The sequence below is a fragment of the Frateuria sp. sgz306004 genome (genome assembly GCF_057750885.1).
Genome location: NZ_JBYLFE010000011.1, coordinates 22,107 through 41,994, shown reverse-complemented (window position 1 = coordinate 41,994; position 19,888 = coordinate 22,107). Strand labels below are relative to the sequence as shown.

The following is a 19,888-nucleotide window of genomic DNA, read 5'->3' as shown; positions in this document are numbered from 1 at the left end:
ATGAAGAAAAGTCAGGCCAGCAAGAGACAATTTCTTTCTAGGACTCAGTTAGTTCAATCCAAAGATGTGGCCAGGTCTCCAAAACGTCGTGGCAAAGAGGCCGATTACGTCATTGATGATTCCGGCTACTTCATTTTGCCGAAAAAACCAAAGAAGCTTGCCTAGTAGAGAATTCCCGTCAGACGATCTTCTTCTGAGAATCGAGACAGATCTCCCTTGGGTGGCGAGGTAGTCTTGGGCGTTTGCTACGCGCCCGCTTATCGCTTCGGCATTGCCGTCCGCGTCGCAGTCGCAGCGCGCGTCGGCGTCAACCCAAGATGGTCGCCACGACTCCGAACGAACTGTGGGGCATGGACTTTGTCAGTGACGCGTTGTTCGATGGACGTCGGTTCCGCTCATTGACGGTGGTGGATCACTTCACCCACGAGTGCCTGGACATCGTGGTAGATCAGTCACTGCGCGGCGAGCATGGCCAGGCTGGTGGAACAACGTGGCAAGCCCGCGGCGATCAAAGTGGACAACGGAAGCGAGTTCGCCGGGAAGGTGATGGATCGCTGGGACTATGAGAATGGCGTGGAGCTGGACTTCTCTCGACGCGGCACGCCGACTGACAACGCGTTGGTGGAAAGCTTCAATGGACGGCTTCGGCAGGAGTGCTTGAACGAACACTGGTTCTTGTCGCTGGAGGACGCACGGAGCAAAATCGCAGCGTGACGGTGCTTCTATAACGAGGAACGACCCCACTCTGCACTGGCATGGAAAACACCTGCCGAATTCGCCCGAGAATACGGGTCCCAAGCGAATTCACAGGCGCCGTAAACGGTCGGATTCTCTACCGACGGTTGGCCAAGAAAACGGGGGTGGGTCAACAGGTCGGATTCTCTACCGACCGTTGGCCTAGAAAACGGGGGTGGGTCACGGGCATTAGACTGACGGCCAAGGGTGGACCGATTTAGGGGAGAGATGGGTGACGAAGAATTCGATACCTTCCTCGCGAAGTAAACGACGAGCTGGAGTCGAAGAAAGCTTCAGGTGCCTTCAATCAAATCGCTGCAGCGAACTCGCAAGTAATCGCGCAGGAGCTGGATTGCCGGTGTCACTAGAGATCGGTGAGCGCAGATCAAGTTCAGGGGAACGGATTCACCATAGGCGGCGGGAAATAGCTCCATCAGGCGTCCCGCCCTTATGTCCGGCAGGAGGTCGATACGCGACTTGTACACAACCCCGCGCCCGGCCACGGCCCAACGACGTACCACGTCGGCATCGTCACTGACGAGATCGCCAGTCACAGCCACGGTCCTTACGCCGTTGGGCAAATTGAAACGCCACCGATCGTAAATTTGATCGCCCCACACGAAGCAAAGACAGTTGTGATCCTGCAGATCCTCAGGCGTGTGCGGCTGGCCATTCGCACTCACGTACGCAGGCGAGGCGCAAAGCGCTCGCCGATTGTCCTCGTTCAACGCTTGCGCGACGAGTCCGGACTCCACGAGCGGTCCATACCGAATCGCTGCATCTAGCGGCAGGCGGTACAAATCGGCCACGCGATCGCTGATATGCAATTGCAGATGCAGACGTGGGTGCTGGTCCTGAAACCCTTCCAGCCATGGCAGCAAGATATTGCGACCAAGATCCGATGGCGCCGAAAGGCGCAGTAAACCTCGAATCTCCTGTTGCCCAAGAGCCAGCGCCTGCTCCCCATCCGCGATTGCCGCCAGAGCCGCGCGTGCATGAGGAAGGTACCGTTCGCCATCTTCGGACAAACGCAAGCTGCGAGTGGAACGCACAAATAGCCTTACGCCTAAGGCATCTTCCAGCCGCTGAACCGAGCTGCTCGCCAACGCGGGCGTCATATCCAGTCGCTTGGCGGCGGCGGAAAAGCTTCCTGCATCCGCAGTTTCGACAAATACCTGTATGTCGTCTATGCGCATGATTTTCGCCGAAACGCCGAAAGTGTTTCCACGTTTACCGGATTGATTGTGCGGGGCAAATGGCGAACCTTGTATGTGCCATAGAGCATCCGCAACAAGACTGTATGGAGAGCGCTCGACAACGGCAACCGTACCTCGGCAAATTCATGGTGAGAGTGCCTATGAACCCGCGCCCGACCTCAATCTGGCCCACCGCTCTGGATACCGCCTCTGGAGTCGACCTGGCCCATCGCGCGTCATGGCCGAATGCTTCCGATGTCTCAGCATTGTTACACCTATTGAGCCGCGCGGCTGCCGGGCGGGAGGGCGAATCCATCATCGTCAACCTGCTGGAGCAAACCGGTAAAGCGCCGGCATCTCGCCGCCGGGACACCCGTAAGCTTCTCGCCATCGGCTACCTCTGGCAGGGGGATGTAGACAGTGCGGTCTCCCTGGCGTGTGACATGCTCTGCCATCCGGCGCCCGCGGGATTTCGGTCGTTGCTCCATCTTCTTCTCCTGTTCGGCCAACTAAAGGCGTCCGCCGCCAACGGCAACAGGGAAGGCCCCTGTTCCGATTCGCCACATGCGTCTCCGCTCTCTGGCATGCTGAGCACCAAAGAGACCGCAGTCCTTCGGCTAATGGGTAGAGGACATAGCAACAAGAGCATTGCGCGCGAATTGCACGTCGCTCCGGAAACGGTGAAGTGTTACGCCAAGAAAATCTTCTTCAAGTTGTCGACTCACAAGCGTGCGGAAGCAGTGGCCCGTGCGTCGGCGATGGGCATTCTCTAAATCCATTTCGCAAGCTGACTCACCTATCGGGATAGCGATCTCTCGTAGGCGTCCGCCAGGTCGGTGGCATGAAATGAGAGCTCGCCAGTGCCGCGGACACGCAGCGAGCACCGCGCCGCTTGCTAGGGTTGAGAAATCCTTGGATGGCCGCCAAGGCGTTGCCGCGCGCTTCGCGACGTAACGGGGTCACCGCCCCGGTCGGGCATGGCTCAAAAGACGACGTGTCGATGATGCAAAACCCCCATCAGGGGGATAGGGCACTGCTTATCCCAGGGGCACACTCCGCGCATCACAACGCGCCGTCACACGTTGATGAACGAGCAAGCGTGACAGGTTGACACCCGAGAGCTGCCTGGCGTGTGCCGGGTAGTAACCCTGCTTTTATCTGTTTCCCGGAGTACGTCCATGGGCAAGAAAGTCGCTGAAATTCTCGTTGAGGTCCTGGAACAGGCGGGTGTTGAACGCTGCTACGGCATCGTTGGCGACACCCTCAATCTGTTTGCGGAAAGTTTGGACAGGAGTTCCATCGAGTGGGTCCATGTGCGCCACGAAGAAGCCGGTGCATTTGCAGCTGGGGCCGAAGCTCAGTTCACTGGCGGACTAACCGCATGCGCCGGCTCGTGTGGTCCCGGTAGCCTGCACTTCATCAACGGCCTGTACGAGGCCAATCGCAATCGTTCGCCGGTGGTCCTGATCGCGAGCCAGGTCATGAGTAGCGAGCTTGGCTTTGAATTTATCCAGGAAGTGGATTTCAAGTCGCTATTCAAAGAGTGTTCGGTCTACTGCGAACAGATCTATACGCCTGAACAAGCACGCCGAAAAGTCGTGGCGGCGTGTCAAGCGGCGATCGCCTTGAAGGGCGTCGCGGTTCTCATCGTGCCAGTCGATATCTCGCATGGCGAGGTGAAAGAGGACTTCCCGTATCGCGTGCATAACGCGCAGCCGCTTATTCGACCGAACGACCAGGAAATCAGCGACATCGCGAGGATCCTCAACGAGGGTCAGAAGATCGCCATCTATGCGGGGTCCGGTTGCGAAGGTGCGCTCGACGAGATCAAGGCGGTGGCTGAGAGGCTCAAGGCGCCAGTCGCCCATACGTCTCGTGCTAAAGATGCACTGGCCTACGATAACCCGTACAACGTCGGCATGACCGGCATCTTAGGTAACGAAGCCGGATACAACGCCATCCTGGAGTGCGACACGCTACTCATGCTGGGCGCCGACTTTGCCTGGCGCCAGTTCTACCCAGACCACGCCAAGATTGTGCAGATCGACATCAAGCCGACGCACCTGGGCCGACGCCATCACGTGTCGCTCGGGGCGGTGGGCGACGTCAAGGCAACACTGCAGGCGCTTCTTCCGCATCTGGAAGAAAATCCGGACGAGTCGTTCCTTGGGGAATTTGTCGATCGCTACAAGAAGGTTATCGAGGAAACCCAGAAGCACCTCAAGCCGGGTCACGACGACACCATCCCCGCCTCATACCTGATGTCGCGCATCAATAAGTATGCGGCCGACGACTCCGTGTTGGTCGCTGACGACGGATCACCCATTGTTTGGGCCACTCGCCATTTCGACGCCAACGGCAAGCGACGCATCTTCGGCAGTCTGCTCCACGGAACCATGGCCTCCGCCCTGTCCAGCTCGTTTGGTTTGCAAAAAGCCGCCCCTGACCGCCAGGTCATCGCCTGTTGCGGCGATGGTGGCCTCACCATGCTCTTTGGTGAACTGATCACGACCATTCAAGAAAATATACCGGTCAAAATCATCGTGTTCGACAACGGCAAGCTGGGTTTTGTGGAAATCGAGCAGAAGGCCGAAGGTATCCTGGACACCTTCACCAAGCTCAAGAATCCGGACTTCGGCAAGGTGGCTGAGGCCATCGGGCTGTGGGGGAAAACGGTCAATAAAGCTGCCGATCTCGATGGCGCGATCCAAGAGTTGCTGGCCCAGCCGGGCCCTGGTTTGCTCAACGTCATCGTCAATCAGTTGGAGCTGGTGAAGCCACCCATGATTGAGTTGAAGCCGGTGGTAGGCATGGCCTTGTATTCCGCGCGCGCCATTCTGCACGGACGTGGCGCAGATGTGCTGGAAATGATTCGCGAAAATATCTGAGGTTTCTGGGCCGCACGCAGCCGCGTTCACAGGCCTTTCCGGAGCCACCCTTCGGGGTGGCTTTTTTCCAGAGCGTTCCCGCGATTGACGCAGCCATTTTGCACACGGTTGTAGCAAATCGTCCTAAAGCGGGCAGTGCCGGGCCCACGACAAGATGCCGTCGGACACGCCCCGTTGCCTCATCACCTTGGTCGACACACGACCTTGGCCAGCCCGACTCGCACAGGGGGTTGTCGGATGCACATCTCTCACAGGCAAACTTTCCATTGGGCAACGCGCACGGTGACGCTGATAGTCGCCGTTGTGTCGCTCTGCGCATGCAGCCAATCGCCATCGCGAAACATTTTGGGGTCTTACTTCCCGACATGGATGCTTTGCGCTTTGGTCGGCATCGTTGGCACCTTTGTTTTGCGTGCTGTGTTGGTCAAGTCCGATATCGACAAAGATCTTCCCGTTCCCGTGCTCGTATATCTAAGTCTCTGGATCGCCATCACCCTGGCGGTCTGGTTTTTCTGGTTGGGCTGAGGAGAGACGCACATGTCTACAAAGCGTCTTGCCGCACGCGTGATCGCCTTCCTTTCCTTCGCTCTGGCGCTGGTACTCATCGTCGTGTGTGTGATCGTTGTGGACCAGCGGCCACGCACGCATGACGGCTATGTCTACGCCTATAGCGCCTTGCTCACGCCCGAGGTAAGCGGTCGCATCGTTGCGATCCAAATCCGCAATGATCAAGTCGTGCATAAGGGCGATGTGCTTTTGCGCATCGATCCCGAGCCCTTTCAATACAAGTTGGAACAGGCAAAAGCACAGGTAACTGCACTGAGGGCGCAGATCGACCTTACCGGCCGACAAGTGGCTTCCCAAGGTTCCGGGGCCGAGGCTGCCGCGCGGCAGGTGGATCGTGCACGCCAGCAAGTCTCCCTTGCGCGGGACACGCGAAAGCGTCTCGAGCCACTCGCTGCCCGGGGCTTCGCCACCGCACAGCAGCTGGATCAGGCGCAGACTGATGAGCGTAGCGCGGAAGCACAATTGGCTGCGTCCATTCAACAGGCATCGCAAGCGAAGGAAGCCATCGGCGATGTGGAAAGCCTGAAAGCGCAGTTGCTGGGAGCCATTGCGGCACAGCAGCTGGCCGAGCGTGAACTGAGAGAAACGACGATCACCGCCCCTGTCAATGGGCGCGTTGTCGGTTTCAACCTGGCGCTGGGCTCCTTCGCCACGGCGGGGCACCCGCTGCTGACCGTGATCGATGACGACAATTGGTACGCCGTCGCCAACTTCCGCGAAACAGACCTTGCGCATCTACACGCGGGGGACGTGGCCACGGTATGGATTATGGGCCATGACGACCAGCCGCTTGCCGGATCGGTCGAAAGCCTGGGTCCCGGCGTGCAGCCCACCGGTTCCGTGGGACCGGGTTTGCCGCAAGTAGACCGCAATCTCAACTGGGTGGTGGTGGCGCAGCGTTTTCCCGTATGGATACATTTGCGACGCAGCGACGCGTCTTTCCTGCGCATTGGTGCAACGGCTTCGGTGCGGGTGACACATGATCACGCAAGCTGAAACCGCGACGGATCGAATCTCGTCATTCATAGGTCGAGAGCTGGCGCTCACGCCCGAGCGTCGACGTTCCATCGCACGCATCGCGCTTGGCTGTGCCGTCATGGTAGCCATCACCATGACATTCAAGGTTCCGCTACCTGCTTACGCTGCCTATCTTGTCTTTATCGCCAGCCAGGAAGACGCCGCGTCCACCCTGAAGACCTCACTGGGCGGCGTCGTCGCGGCCACCATCGCGGTAGCGATTTCGCTGCTGTTCTACATCTTCGATGCCGGTGAGCCAGCGCTGCGCATCCCGCTTCTCGCACTCAGCACCTTTGCTGGTGCGTTCTTTACCCGTACCAGTTCGTTGGGGCCGATTGCGTTTTTGTCCGGCTACATACTGGTACTGACCCAAACGCTGGCGGATGAAATCCCTCTCACCGATCCGCTGACCCATCAATTACTCTGGCTGTGGGTAGTGGTGGCGGCACCGATCACGGTCACCGCCACCATGCAACTTTTGTTTGGCGAAAGCCCCGTGGCCTTGTCACAAAAGCGCGCGGCAAATCTGTTCGAACGCCTGGCTCGCCATGTCGAAGATCCTTCCACTGAGCCGGCAAGCAGAGTGCGCGATGAACTGATCGCGCTTAGCCAACTCAAGAGCAAGGCGCTTCAATGGGACAAGAAGCTAAGGGTGTTTGCCCAGGAGGACGACACCCTGATTGCCTTGCTACTTGAGATCCTGGCGATTTCCTCGCAGCTGTCAGACGACGGCCTGGACACCCGGCGCAACGCATCCGCGGCCATACGCGCCGCCGGAACAGCATTCGTCCGGAGACGCCATTCGCGTGCCGACCCTGAGCATCCTTCCTCACTTGACCCCGTGAAGCCATCGACGCAGGCGACTGGACGCTCACTGCAATTAGCCGTTCGTGAGCTCCTCGACTGCGCCCGGGATGGGTCTGCTGTCGCTGCCCAAGTCGAGCCGGCTCCGACGGGCACGCATGGCTTCCTGGTGCCCGATGCTCTTCTGAACCGTGGACACGCGCGCTTCGCCATCAAAGTCATGCTGGCGGTGCTCGCCTCGTACGCAACTTATACGCTGCTTGACTGGCCGGGCATCCGCACGGCCGTTACCACCTGCTTCTTCGTGTCGCTGTCGACGTTCGGCGAGAGCATGCATAAGTTCATGCTGCGTGCTTCTGGCGCTCTTATCGGCGGTCTGATGGCCGGTCTGTGCATCGTCTTTGTCATACCGCTGCTAACGGATATCGGGCAACTCTGCCTGTTGATCGCTGCGGTATCGGCTTTCGCCGCCTGGATATCCACGGGAAGTCAAGCGATCAGCTATGGCGGCATGCAACTGGCCTTCGCCTTCTTCTTGGGCGTACTGCAAGACTACGGACCGAACACGGATCTCACGGTTTTGCGCGATCGCACCGTCGGCATCCTGATAGGCAACCTATGGGTGACGCTGGTCTTCGCATCCCTATGGCCTGTAAGTGCTGACCAACAAGCGCGCGCCTTTCGTGCAGCTGCCTTGAAAAAGATCAGCGCCATGCTGCGAAGCTCGCATGGAAGATCGCACCAAGGCTTTTTTCAGATCCAGCAGGACTTGTCGCGCGCCGACACGATGCAGGCACGCGCCGCCTTCGAATGGCGAAACATCAGCAAAAACAAGCAAGAACCGTCACTCGACGCCGCCGAGCGCATCGCGACGCATGCGCTCATCCTTCTACGTGTGCGTGACGCAGAAGCGCATGGCACTGCGATGACAGAGGCGGATACTCAGCTCGCTTTACAGATCGATGCGCTGCTCGATCCCGGCCAAGCCCCGCCAAGAATGTCAGACCTACCAGAAACGACATCTTCATTGCTACATCAAGCCCGAGCTCAACTTGAAGAGGATCTTGGCCATGTCGCGCGTCCCGGCTGAGCACCGAACACTTCGGCGTCGGATGCTGGCTGTTGCTCTAGCGCTCTATGGTGGAGCGGGGCAAGTATATGCACAGTTTGACGACTCCCGTTCAACGGTATCAACGACGAAGCTCATCGGTGAGCAAAAGGTTTATTCACTGCAAGATCTGATTGGCGTGGCGCTGGAGAGCAATCCCTCGTACCTTGAGGCAGAGCAGCAGGCACTTCACGCTCATCTCGAAACGTCCCTGGTGAGGGCTCAGTACGCCCCGCAAGTCAACATCAAAGCCCTGGCTGGCAACGAGCACACGCCTCTACCGATTACGCGCAACGTCTCGCCTCGTGGCTACATCGTATCGACTTCTCGCGAGATTATTCCTTCTCTTCAATTGAAGTGGCTGCTATTTGATTTTGGCCGCAAGAAGGGCCAGGTGGAGGAAGCCACGCAGCTGGCTCTGGCCGCTGAGTCTGGCCTATTGGGAGCGCAAGAGAAGCTCGTGTTTGACGTTTCACACGCCTACTTCGACGTGACGTCTGCACAGGGAAAGGTGCGTGCGGCAGAGAAAGGCTTGCACGCGGCCCAGCTCATGGAAGAAGCCGTCAACGATCAGAAGCAGCATGGACGCGCCACGGTAGTTCAGGTGGCCGAAGCCCATAGGCAGACAGCGGCTGCGCAAGTTACCCTCACGAGAGCCTCGGGCGGTGCGCAGACAGCATTTGCGATGCTAGTGGCCACGGTGGGGCTGCCCGCGGAATCGCAGTTTCAACTGTCGTCACCTTCAGGCGTAAGCCTGGACGCCGTCCAGAGACCCACTCTTGCGGCGCTGATCGATACCGCCATGGGCAATCGGCCGGACATTCTCGCCGCGCAAAGCAAGGTGGCAGCTGCAGCCGCAAAGGTTGCGGTCACCAAGGCCGACTACCACCCTACCATCAGCATCGAAGCCCAGGTCTACCAGAACATCGGCAAGACCAGCAGCGACAACAGTCCGTTCTCCAGTATCAATCTCACTGGCAACAGTATTTTCGTAGCGTTCGAGCTCCCGCTATTTGACGGTGGAGCGCGCGCAACCAAATTATCCCTGGCCAGTTCGGAGAGAGCACAAGCGGAAGACGCATTGGCCGAGACCAAGAATCTCGCCGTTCAGCAAGTCGTGCAAAGCTATAACGACCTCAAAACCAGTGTGGACAATCGCAAGCAGGCGGTCGAATACACCCAGGCGGCCGAGATCGCGTATCAGGCCTCTCTTGACTCGTACAGGCACGGCATGGCCAGCGTCACCGATCTAACCAATGACGAGGCAGCGCTCGCTCAGGCTGAAGCCAGTCAGGAAGATGCCAATGCAGACGTCATGATCGCGCAAGCCGCGTTAGCGCTGGCAACTGGTCAGCGCACCATGGGGCCTTAGCCTAGTGTCTCTCGCGCCCGTTCGCAGGCTTTGTGGCCTGATCCCACCGTCCTGCCGATCTTATGGGGCCATCTGACGAAGTCGAATCGCGATGGCGCGTTGGCCTGCGTTCCCGATGCGTCGAAGAATGGGACTTCAAGGATTTGCGCTGCTCCAACGCAGGGCGCCGCGCCAGCGTAGGCATCTACAACGGGTTAGCCTTGCATACCACATAGCTTCATGATCAAGCGTAGCAGTGACGCCGCGACGGCCAAGAAGCAGACGCCTGCTAGCCATATGGCGATAAGCCAGCCGAAACGGCGAATCCAGAGACTGACCGGCGTTGCTGCGCCCATCATCAGTGATAGCCCTCGGTCGTTCCGATCTTGCCGCGAAACACAAAGTAGGACCAGGCGCTGTAGGCAAGGATAAACGGGATGATCAGTAGGGCGCCCACAAGGGCGAAGCCCATGCTCTGCTCCGGCCCGGCTGCGTCGCGGAACGAGATGGATGGCGGGACGATATGGGGCCATATGCTGATAATCAGCCCTGTATAGCCCAGGAACAGAAGAAACAGCGTCAAGACAAACGGCTTTGCCTGACCGTCGCGTCGCAACGACCTCACGATGGCCAAGGATGTAAAGAGAACCAAGATCGGCACGGGGCAGAAGAACGCGATATTCGGCAACACGAACCATCGCTGTGCGATACCGGGATGAGTCAGAGGCGTCCACACGCTCACTATCGCTATAGCAACCAGCAAGATCGTGAGCAGCAGCTGTGCCGCCCTGCGCATGAGACCCTGGATGAAGCCATCGGTCTTCATGACTAGCCATGTCGTGCCCAGGAGGGCATAGGCGACAACGAGACAGAGGCCTGTGAATACACTGAAGGGCGAGAGGAAATCGAGCGCGCCTCCGGTGAAGACCAGGTTGTCCACGCTAAAGCCGTTGATGATGGCACCCAAAGCGATACCCTGCGAGAGGGTGGCGATGAATGATCCCCACGTGAAGGCTTTGTCCCAGAACGGCTTGTGCGCTTCGTCCGCCTTGAAACGAAATTCGAAAGCGACGCCGCGCAAGATCAGCCCGATCAACATGAAGATGAGCGGAAAATACAGCGCGCTAAGCAAAATGGAGTAGGCCGTAGGAAACGCTGCGAGCAGTCCCGCTCCCCCCATGACAAGCCACGTTTCATTGCCGTCCCACACGGGCGCCACCGTGTTAACCATCCGGTCGCGGTCCTCCCGATTGCGTATCAGCGGCAGAAGCATGCCGATACCCAGATCGAAGCCGTCCATGATGACGTACATCATCAGCCCGAAGCCGATGATGACCATCCAAATAAGTGGCAGATCAATGCCCATCAGTTCACCCCTAGCCAGTTCATTTGGTGATCGCAGGATCGATGTTGTCCGGCGTTGCGGAAAGCGGTCGCACCGGACGCCTGACTTGGTTTTGCTCCAGTCGGTGCGCGCCGCGGACGCCGTGCGGCCCCTTGGCTACAAGCTTCAACATGTAGCTCACGCCGGTGCCGAACACGAAGACGTACACGACCACGAAGATGGCCAGTGTGGTGGATACGGCTGCGGCCGAATGGTTCGAAACCGCGTTTTCCGTTCGGAGCAGCCCATAAACCACCCACGGCTGGCGGCCAATTTCAGTGGTCATCCAACCGGCCAACAGGGCGATCAAGCCGCTGGGGCCCATGAGCGTTGCAAATCGTAGGAAGAGGTGCGAGGTATAGAGGCGTTTGCGTGCGCGCAGCACGGCACCCCACAGACCGAGGAGAAACATCAAGAAGCCGAGCCCCGCCATCAGGCGGAAGGTCCAGAACACGATGCTCGAATTGGGTCGATCGGCCTTGGGAAAGGATTTCAATGGCGGGATTTGCCCATGAAGACTATGCGTAAGCAAGATGCTGCCCAGACGCGGCACTTCCACGGCAGCGTGGGTTACTTCAGCTTCCATGTCGGGGAACCCAATTAGAACCAACGGGCTGCTGTCTCCCTTGCTTTCCCAGTGCCCTTCGATGGCAGCAATTTTTGCGGGTTGGTATTTGAGCGTGTTCAGGCCATGCGCGTCACCCAGAAAAATTTGGATGGGCGCAACGATGACGATCATCCACATGGCCATCGACAGCATCGTGCGCACTGCCTCGTTGCTGTGTCCCTTCAGGAGATGCCACGCGCCTGAAGCGCCGACGAATAGCGAAGTCGATAGATATGCCGCCACCGTCATATGAGCCAGGCGGAACGGGAAAGAGGGGTTGAAAATCACTTTCAGCCAGTCAACCGGGATCGCGCGGCCATTGACGATGGCAAAGCCTTGCGGAGTCTGCATCCAGCTATTGGACGCCAGGATCCAGGTGGTGGATATCAAGGTGCCGACGGCTACCATGACCGTGGCGAAGAAGTGCAGGCCAGGCCCCACCTTGTCGCGACCAAACAGCATGACGCCGAGGAAGCCGGCCTCAAGAAAAAATGCTGTCAGCACCTCGTAAGCAAGCAGTGGTCCCGTAATACCGCCAGCCATTGAAGAGAACTGGCTCCAGTTGGTGCCGAACTCGTAGGCCATCACTAGGCCTGAAACGACCCCCATCCCAAAATTGACGGCAAAGACGTGCATCCAGAACTGATAGAGGTCTTGGTAAACGCGCTCTTTCTTCCATAGCCATAAGGCTTCAAGCACCACCAGAAAGCTGGCCAGGCCGATGGTAATGGCCGGGAAGATGATGTGGACCGACACCGTGAAGGCAAACTGCATTCTCGACAATTCGAGCGACGTCAAGCCAAACATATTGGGTCCTCGGGGCGCGTGGCGGGCTCGCGATCAAAAGGGGCTGAGCCGGCTATATGCGGGTTAGTAGCGTGACGGTAAGCGCGTTAACCTTCGCAGATGTCACCGGGCAGCCAGGAGTGATGGGGCTAGCGATTATGTTGATCGGCTCGGCATCGCAACTAGCAGGGCCTGCAATCGAAAGACGATGCATCTAGCCTGCGCTGTCGATTCGCTGGAAAAGGCATGTTTGTCATTTCGATGGGATGCTTTGACCCTCACTGCCGACGTACTCGGTTGGGCCCACTCTCCTACGTCTAGGATCCCCGATGCGCTGCTGCAAAGCGGCCCCCCGAAAGGGGGCATTTCCTGTTTCCAGTCAGCCCGGACCCAAGCTCGAACGCCTGTCGAGCGCATGTGTCATGGCTGTGACTAGTGGGGCGGTTGTACAAAACTGGCGCCCGGCCATCCCGATCCGTAAGCGAGGGCATGGGTTATTCTTAAACGACCGGGGCTGACGCGGTCCTGGCGGAAAAATCTACGTACCGACATAGGGCGTACCGCGGTGGCTATCGGGTTCAACAAGATTGACCGTCTGATCCTGGTGTTGTGGCTAGTATTGGCCACTCCGCTGGCGGCGCCGAGTTTGGCGCGCGCCGATTCCCGCCCATGGACACTGGATCGTTACCAGCACTCGGCATGGACAACACGCGACGGCGCGCCTGTAGGCGTTACCAGCCTAGCGCAGACGAAAGACGGATTTATCTGGATTGGATCGTCTGAAGGCTTGTTCCGCTTCGATGGCCTTCGCTTCCAACACGTCGAAAAAATCGGTTCCGTTGCTCTGCCAAAACTTCCGCTCATGACCGTTTTCTCCGGGGCGGATGGCGGCCTTTGGCTGGGCTACTCGCACGGGCCTATCTACGAAATCAAAGGCGACACCATTACGCATGCGAGCTCCGAGGAACATGGACCGGTCAGCACCATTAATAGTCAGTTCGTCGATGGTCCGGGCGGTGGTATCTGGGCTTCGGTTGCGCCCAATGTCATGACCTTTGATGGGAAGCGATGGAAAGTTCCAGACGAAGGCTTCCAAGAAATCTTGGCTCAAAAAGAATTTGTTACCCGCGTACTAGTCGATCGCAACGGAAACGTGTGGACGGGCACGCTAGACAAACTTCTCTATCGGCCGGCGCATGCAACGCGGTTCACGACATTGGAGACATCAAACAAGAAAGGTTTCGTCTCAGACATTGTGCAAGGTAAGGACGGAAGCGTCTGGGTTTGCTACACCGAAAGCAACATCGAGCGGTGGGACACTCGTGCGCCTACACCAATCAGATCCAACGCCGGCGCGCTGACCGCATTGGTCGCACGCAACCTGGCATTCGATGAACAGGGAAATGCTTGGCTAAGGACCCAGAAAAGCGGCATTGAGCAAATCCCAGCAGCATATCTAAACGATCAGCCAGGGGCCGCAGAGGGCGCATTGGCTATCGGCAAGTTCGATAGTTCAAACGGCCTCAGCTCGGACGCTACTTGGACGCTCTTGGTCGATCGAGAAGACAATCTATGGGTGGGAACGAGCCACGGCATTGATCGCTTCAGTCGGAGTAACTTTGCCCGATCGCCGTTTCCCCAAAACGGCAGCATGTACGCGCTCACGGCCGGGAAGGATGGCTCGGTCTGGGCTGGAATGCAGTTACAGGATACCCAGAAACTGAAGGATGGGCATCTCAGTACATCGATCCCAGGATCAGTGGATGCAATCTATGCCGATCGCGACGGTAATACATATTTTTCGCGCGAATATTCAGGCAATTCGTTTGATATCTGGGTAAGTAACCGCGCAGGCACTAAGCTGCTCGCGCACTCGACGTCGCCGTTGCACTACATGACGGCGATCGTCAAGGACAGTCGTGATGTCCTTTGGGGTTTATCGGAGAATTCGACGAGCGGTAGCTATAGCTTGTTCAATCTCAATGGAGACCACTGGGTGCCGTTCGCAATCCCCAAAGTAAATCGTCCTCCATCTGCACTGTATGCGGATGACAGCGGACGCGTTTGGTACGGCTATTTGCGAGGTCGTTCGAACATTGATCTCATCGGAGTTATCGATGGCGGTAAGGTCTCTTTGCTCGGTGCAGATCAAGGAGTAACCATCGGCAGTATAGGCGCCTTTATGAGTAACGGTCGACGCCTTTGGGTGGGTGGAAGTGAAGGTCTGGGTTTTATGGATGGGATGCGCATGCAGGTCGTTCGGCTGTCTCAACCGTCGTCGTTGGGAACGATCACCGGCATCGTCTTCGCTTCTAACGGTGACATGTGGATACACACAATGTCAGGCGTTTACCGCGTGCCATCAAGGGATGTTGTCCAAGCCGAGAGCGATGCCTCACATGCTCTAACTCTCACGAAATTTGATGGTTTAGATGGATTGCCCGGTCCCCCGGATATCCACTACGGTCATCCAACCATCGCCAAAAGCACAGACGGACGATTGTGGTTTGCCACCATCAATGGCGTGGTTTGGCTGGATCCAAGCCAGCTTGTAAGCAATCCCGTTCCGCCATCGATTGCCATTACGAGAGTAGCCGCCAACGACATCGCTTACGGTCCACATGACAAACTGGTATTTCCGGCGCTGACGCGTAACCTTGATATCGAATTCTCGGTACTCAGCCTCTCCATACCGGAGCGCACCGACGTCAAAGTGCGTCTGCTTGGCGTCGACCATGACTGGAAGGAAGTTGGAACACGTCGGGAAGTCAGTTATTCAAATCTGGCACCAGGAATGCACCAATTCGATATCGCAGCTTCCAACAACGATGGAGTCAGAAACCAAGAGGACGCGCACTTGGTCTTCTACATCAAACCCGCCTTCTACCAGACCCAGTGGTTTAGGGGTATCTGCGTGTTGGCTATCTTGGTCGCCCTATGGCTAGCAATAGCTCTGCGGCTTCGCCATCTCTCTCGGCGCCTGCGTCTCAGCCTCGAGGCCAAACACAAAGAGCGCGAAAGCATCGCCCGCGAGCTTCACGATACGCTGTTGCAAGGCATGCAGGGTCTGCTAATGCAAATAGAGTTCTGGGCCCGTAGAACCGACCTTGCCCCGCATCAACGCGATGCGGCCACCGCGATCGAGGAAAAGATGCGCGACGTTCTGATTGAGGGCCGCGACAAAATTCGCCTCCTCCGGCAAGAAGACAGGCGCGATTTGGATCTTGTCTCGGAATTGCTCACTGTCGGCCAAGCCGCGTCTGCAACTTCCCCAGCCCTCTTCTCCTTGCGTGTGGAAGGGGAGCCTTTGCCTATTCGTCAGGAAGCTGGTGTTGAGATCTTCGCCATCACTCGTGAGGCCATCCTTAACGCCTACCATCACGCTGATGCAGACAATGTCGTTGTGACGATCATCTATGAAGCGAATACGCTTCAGATTGTTGTTAGCGACGATGGGGTGGGTATCGACAGAGAGCTTATGGAGGCCAGACAGCGTGCGGGCCATTGGGGCATTTCGGGTATGCAGGAGCGTGCGGAGAAGATCAACGCGCGCCTTAAGATAGATGTGTCGGCACCAGGTACCACCATCCGCTTGACCGTCCCTAGACGTGGAGCCTACCTCTCTCCTTCCCGTGGGAGCGCGAGCCGAATCCAACGGTGGAAGCAGCAATGGCCGAGAAGACATCAAACGGAAAAAGCTGGTGCGTGAAGCATATTAAATACCCTTTCGAGCGTTGATATATCGCGCCTAGTTGTGCATATTTAAACGATCCCAAACGTAAATTCGATCGCGCCATCTCCTCTAATCATCGGCATCTATCACGTGTTTGGATGAGACCTTGAACGAAGAGGCACAGCGGTTCCGCATCCTTATTGCCGACGACCATCCCATGATTCGGGATGGCCTTCGGTCTATGCTCTCTGCAGAAGATGACATGGTTGTCGTCGGTGAAGCCGGAGATGGTAAGGAAGCCATTCAGGGCTTTCGCGACCTGAGGCCGGATCTGTTGCTCATCGATCTACAGATGCCTGAAATAGACGGTTTGCAGGCCATATCTATCATCCGCGGAGAATTCGCGGACGCCACTATCATTGTTCTCACGAGCTTCCTTGGGGATGCCCGAGTCGCGAGGGCATTCGCGCTGGGCGCAACGTCATATCTCCTCAAGACAGCCCGCGGCCAGGAGATCGTCCGTGCCATCCGTAGTGCGCTCGCCGGTCGGCACACTATCGCTCCAGACGTGGCACAACAGGTTGCCCGCCACATTGGTGAGGAGCCGCTGACGGAGCGAGAGACGAGCATCCTTAAGCTGGTCGCCCAAGGCCGCAGCAATCGCAATATCGCCAATACGCTCTTCATCTCCGAAGACACGGTCAAGGCGCGCATGAAGAGCATTATGCGCAAGCTCAACGCCGACGATCGAACCCACGCGGTGATGATCGCTATCGGTCGCGGCTTCATCGACGCAGTGGAGTAGCTCTAGCTGCTGCTCGTCATTTGTCGTCAGAGCCCACTGAGTCGCTAGGAGCGGGACTTGGCTCACCCGGTCCAACTGCCGTTTGGTCAGATAATGCCAAGTGACTTTCCTAAAGCGACAGCCTCCGCGCGCGTCTTGGTAGATAGTTTAAGCGCAATACGCTTAATGTGACTCTTAACGGTCTCTGGTGTGATGTACAAATCCCGCGCGATCGTTTTGTTGGAATACCCTTTGCTGATTAGATGAAGCACCGCTACTTCGCGCCGGCTAAGTATTCGAGCCTGGTTTTGATTGAGGTTATCCTCGGGAATTGCGGTCAGGGCGCTACGGGTGGCAAGGATCGCATTGATATATGCATTGAGATGACCCAACTGGTGCTTCTTCGCTGCGCGAATCCTGCGCAGACAAGGTGCTATGTATTCAAGCTCATCGACGAAGGTGCGAAAAAGACCTGCTGAAGCACCCTTCTCGAGGGCTCTAAGTAAACCTGCACAAGCCTCGTCTGAGTGTTCTCTATGAAATAAACTGGCTGCCGCCAACGCTGCGTACCGTACGGCGAAGGTCCCTTGGTTGCGCTCGTTCAGCCAACAACTTAGGCGCGTGAACCCGTCTGCCGCTTCGGTGCGATCGCCGGTGGCAAACATTAGTCGCAGACGGGCAGCCTCCAAAGGCCACGCCGATCTGTCTATCGGCACATCCAATTGGGAACCAAGCGGATCGCGCTGCAATGCGTGGGAAAGCACCTGGGTTGCCAACGACAAATTTCCCTCCTTGATGAGCAGGGTGACCTCATGCTCCGCAAGATGTGCCGCCAGCGTCTTCCAGCCGCGTTGCCTGCTTGCCACTTGGCCTCTGCGAATCAGAGCCAGCGCGTGTTTAGCATGCCCGTTCGCAATCGCCACCCGGATGGCCACCGTCATGCCCCATAGTGCGGTATCGACAGATCCATATTGATCAATGGCTGCATCCCTGCCGCGGATTAGCGTGAGGGCCTCGTCCTGCTCACCCATTTCATAGGCGATGGTCGCGAGCACGCAGCGCGATGGCAGCGAAGCGTTGGCATCGATACCGAACGCGAGATCCCCCAATTCCAAAGCCCGGCGAGCGTTGCGTTCCGCCAACTTCAGTCGAAGCTGCTCGGCTTCAGCCGCAGCCTCAATCGAGAGATTGATGATTTTGAGCGCCCGCATATTCAGGCGCCCACAGTAGTGCCGAGGCATTGAAAGTTCGTAGAACAGGTCGAGCCTTCGGGTCTTCCAACAGGCGTAGCGTATGACCGTTAACAAGAGCAAACGAAAGCACGTTGTCGCCGATCGTGATACCACGGATCGCGCCAACTCCAGAGCGCGCTCGGCATCGTCCTGCCAAATGAAACCGATCGCTAGAAGCGCCTCCAGTTCGTCACGACTGGTCCATCGTTGTTCGATCAGATCCTGGCGCTGAATCAGCGATCTGACGACGGTAAGATGCCTCATCAGTTCATCACGCTCAAAACGTTCGGCCGCTAGCCAAGCTGCATCAAGAAGCTCGCGCGTATGCGTAACACTTTCTACGCCGGAATGAAGATCGACAAAGCATGGCGCTTTCACAACCGCAAGTGGCCGCTGATAGCTGATGTCATCCAAACGGACGCACCCATTCATGAGTCACCTCGAAAGCTTGCATAGCACAGCAGATGAGTCTGTGGTGTGGCTTGTTCTAACTCTTTATCGACCCACGTCACAGCGAACTAATTGCGAAGCTAACGTACGCCTTAGGCAGCGCGGGCGATGCCTTCTAAGGGGTATCGTTAGTGGCCACAAAGAGGGCGGCGCCCGACTCAAAAGTGTCGGGCGTCGTTTTTACTCGGAATGCCGAGGTAACAGGCGCAGGTGGGTATGTGCGGCAGAGCCATAGGCATTTGCTATCGACTCGCAGGTTACCTGATACGACCTACAGAGCGATAAATGCTAGTCGTGCCTCTGCCACTGGTGGTTCCAACGTCTTCTCTGGCGCAAGCGCGAGGATGTCCGCGAACCAATGCTCGTGGCCGTAAACGCCCTAGTCCACAAAAGACGTGGTTGACGTAAGCAGTGCGACAAGCGCCGGTTACGGCCCTTCGGCGATACGATGGACGGTCAAACGTCGAATCGATAACGCAGTCAGTTGCACAAACAGGGCCAGAGCTAGCCCTTGTATCAGCAAAAATGGTGCTTCCTTGAGCGTCGGCGAAAGTGCATGCAGAGCCTTGACCTTCGTGAACGCCTGCGCAATTGTGACGAATACTAGTAAGTATTCGCTGGTCATCAAGCCCGTGACGAATATCGCTACCAGCGTTTGTTTTCCGCTGCTTATCTGCGTACGGGCTAGCAATGTTGCGATCAACACGGCGATGGAAATCAGCCCGATGAGGATGGCTGGCGTGACACCGTGAAACGGTAACCCAAAGCCGGTCAGCGTCGCAGTCAGGTCTGTGTAAAGGAACGCCGACTCTTTTGACGGCTTGCGCCCTACAAGCGCATAACGATAGACCGCACGGGCACCCAGCAGCAGCGCTACTAGGCATAGCGCCACATGCACCGTTGTCACCAAAACAACCCAGATATTCATTGCCACCTCGGCTGATGTGTTTCTTCGGTATTGAATTGACCGCGACGGCCAGTCGCTCTGGGAGCTCCCCAGCGCTCTCTCTACAGGAGTCATAGACCGCGTTACATCTGCCCACGGCCCCTCTCATTGGAAGCCGCGATCACATCTCAACCAGGCTTCGCTGATAAGCCCCCGTCAGGGGGATAGGGGAGCTCAGGCTCTATGCAGACTGTCGGCCAACCTGCCCAGTCTCGATTCGATGATCTCTCAAGCGCAACAAGGCCGCAGGTCCGCCCCAAAGCCATCGTGGCGATCTGTCCGATCCGCCCGTGATCGGGGAAAACGGCTCGGATACGCAATCCCTAAGCATTGGGCGTAAGCGAACATCGGCTACACCCT

General features: G+C 57.4%; 15 protein-coding genes and 1 pseudogene. 10 read left to right on the top strand and 6 right to left on the bottom strand.

Annotation, left to right across the window (positions count from 1 at the left end):
• Complete coding sequence (locus AC3G2C_RS18880; RefSeq protein WP_488386169.1) at window positions 1-165, top strand: hypothetical protein; 165 nt, start codon at window positions 1-3, stop codon at window positions 163-165.
• A 53-nt stretch (window positions 166-218) separates the two neighbouring features.
• Window positions 219-819 (top strand): annotated as a pseudogene (locus tag AC3G2C_RS18875) (integrase core domain-containing protein); the annotation flags it as partial.
• 209 nt (window positions 820-1,028) lie between these two features.
• Here AC3G2C_RS18875 and AC3G2C_RS18870 read toward each other — a convergent pair.
• Window positions 1,029-1,931 (bottom strand): LysR family transcriptional regulator, encoded by a 903-nt coding sequence (locus AC3G2C_RS18870; protein WP_488386168.1) that lies wholly within the window; start codon window positions 1,929-1,931, stop codon window positions 1,029-1,031.
• A 161-nt stretch (window positions 1,932-2,092) separates the two neighbouring features.
• Here AC3G2C_RS18870 and AC3G2C_RS18865 point away from each other — a divergent pair, with 161 nt between their 5' ends.
• From AC3G2C_RS18865 to AC3G2C_RS18840, 6 genes are all read left to right on the top strand, one after another.
• Complete coding sequence (locus tag AC3G2C_RS18865) at window positions 2,093-2,704, top strand: helix-turn-helix transcriptional regulator (RefSeq protein WP_488386167.1); 612 nt, start codon at window positions 2,093-2,095, stop codon at window positions 2,702-2,704.
• A gap of 405 nt (window positions 2,705-3,109) precedes the next feature.
• Window positions 3,110-4,819 (top strand): thiamine pyrophosphate-dependent enzyme, encoded by a 1,710-nt coding sequence (locus tag AC3G2C_RS18860; protein WP_488386166.1) that lies wholly within the window; start codon window positions 3,110-3,112, stop codon window positions 4,817-4,819.
• 237 nt (window positions 4,820-5,056) lie between these two features.
• A complete protein-coding gene (locus tag AC3G2C_RS18855) occupies window positions 5,057-5,344 on the top strand; it encodes a YtcA family lipoprotein (protein ID WP_488386165.1) in 288 nt (95 codons plus the stop codon).
• 39 nt (window positions 5,345-5,383) lie between these two features.
• Entirely contained in the window at window positions 5,384-6,382 is a 999-nt protein-coding gene (locus AC3G2C_RS18850) for a hypothetical protein (RefSeq protein ID WP_488386164.1), read from the top strand.
• A complete protein-coding gene (locus tag AC3G2C_RS18845) occupies window positions 6,366-8,297 on the top strand; it encodes an FUSC family protein (protein ID WP_488386163.1) in 1,932 nt (643 codons plus the stop codon). The genes AC3G2C_RS18850 and AC3G2C_RS18845 overlap by 17 nt, the downstream gene beginning before the upstream one ends.
• A complete protein-coding gene (locus AC3G2C_RS18840; RefSeq protein WP_488386162.1) occupies window positions 8,278-9,687 on the top strand; it encodes a TolC family protein in 1,410 nt (469 codons plus the stop codon). Before AC3G2C_RS18845 ends, AC3G2C_RS18840 begins: the two co-directional genes overlap by 20 nt.
• A gap of 194 nt (window positions 9,688-9,881) precedes the next feature.
• On the opposite strand, the gene AC3G2C_RS18835 is transcribed toward AC3G2C_RS18840, so the two are convergent.
• Genes AC3G2C_RS18835 through AC3G2C_RS18825 form a run of 3 tightly spaced genes read right to left on the bottom strand, consistent with a single transcriptional unit; the run spans window position 9,882 to window position 12,455 of the window.
• Window positions 9,882-10,022: a DUF2474 domain-containing protein gene (locus AC3G2C_RS18835; protein WP_488386210.1), complete on the bottom strand. Its 141-nt coding sequence runs from the start codon at window positions 10,020-10,022 to the stop codon at window positions 9,882-9,884.
• 2 nt (window positions 10,023-10,024) lie between these two features.
• Window positions 10,025-11,032 (bottom strand): cytochrome d ubiquinol oxidase subunit II, encoded by a 1,008-nt coding sequence (cydB, locus tag AC3G2C_RS18830; RefSeq protein ID WP_488386161.1) that lies wholly within the window; start codon window positions 11,030-11,032, stop codon window positions 10,025-10,027.
• Between the two features lie 19 nt (window positions 11,033-11,051).
• A complete protein-coding gene (locus tag AC3G2C_RS18825; RefSeq protein ID WP_488386209.1) occupies window positions 11,052-12,455 on the bottom strand; it encodes a cytochrome ubiquinol oxidase subunit I in 1,404 nt (467 codons plus the stop codon).
• Window positions 12,456-13,008: 553 nt separating this feature from the next.
• Between AC3G2C_RS18825 and AC3G2C_RS18820 the strand changes: the two genes are divergently transcribed.
• Together AC3G2C_RS18820 and AC3G2C_RS18815 are read left to right on the top strand one after the other, a co-directional pair.
• Window positions 13,009-16,152 carry a sensor histidine kinase gene (locus AC3G2C_RS18820; RefSeq protein ID WP_488386160.1) on the top strand — a complete coding sequence of 1,048 codons (3,144 nt, stop codon included), beginning with the start codon at window positions 13,009-13,011 and terminating at the stop codon, window positions 16,150-16,152.
• Window positions 16,153-16,309: 157 nt separating this feature from the next.
• On the top strand, window positions 16,310-16,921 hold the full coding sequence (locus AC3G2C_RS18815; protein ID WP_488386208.1) for a response regulator: 612 nt from the start codon (window positions 16,310-16,312) through the stop codon (window positions 16,919-16,921).
• An 86-nt stretch (window positions 16,922-17,007) separates the two neighbouring features.
• Here AC3G2C_RS18815 and AC3G2C_RS18810 read toward each other — a convergent pair whose 3' ends face one another.
• Together AC3G2C_RS18810 and AC3G2C_RS18805 are read right to left on the bottom strand one after the other, a co-directional pair.
• Window positions 17,008-18,546 carry a LuxR C-terminal-related transcriptional regulator gene (locus AC3G2C_RS18810; protein ID WP_488386159.1) on the bottom strand — a complete coding sequence of 513 codons (1,539 nt, stop codon included), beginning with the start codon at window positions 18,544-18,546 and terminating at the stop codon, window positions 17,008-17,010.
• Window positions 18,547-19,009: 463 nt separating this feature from the next.
• Complete coding sequence (locus AC3G2C_RS18805; protein WP_488386158.1) at window positions 19,010-19,510, bottom strand: hypothetical protein; 501 nt, start codon at window positions 19,508-19,510, stop codon at window positions 19,010-19,012.
• Window positions 19,511-19,888 lie beyond the last annotated feature (378 nt).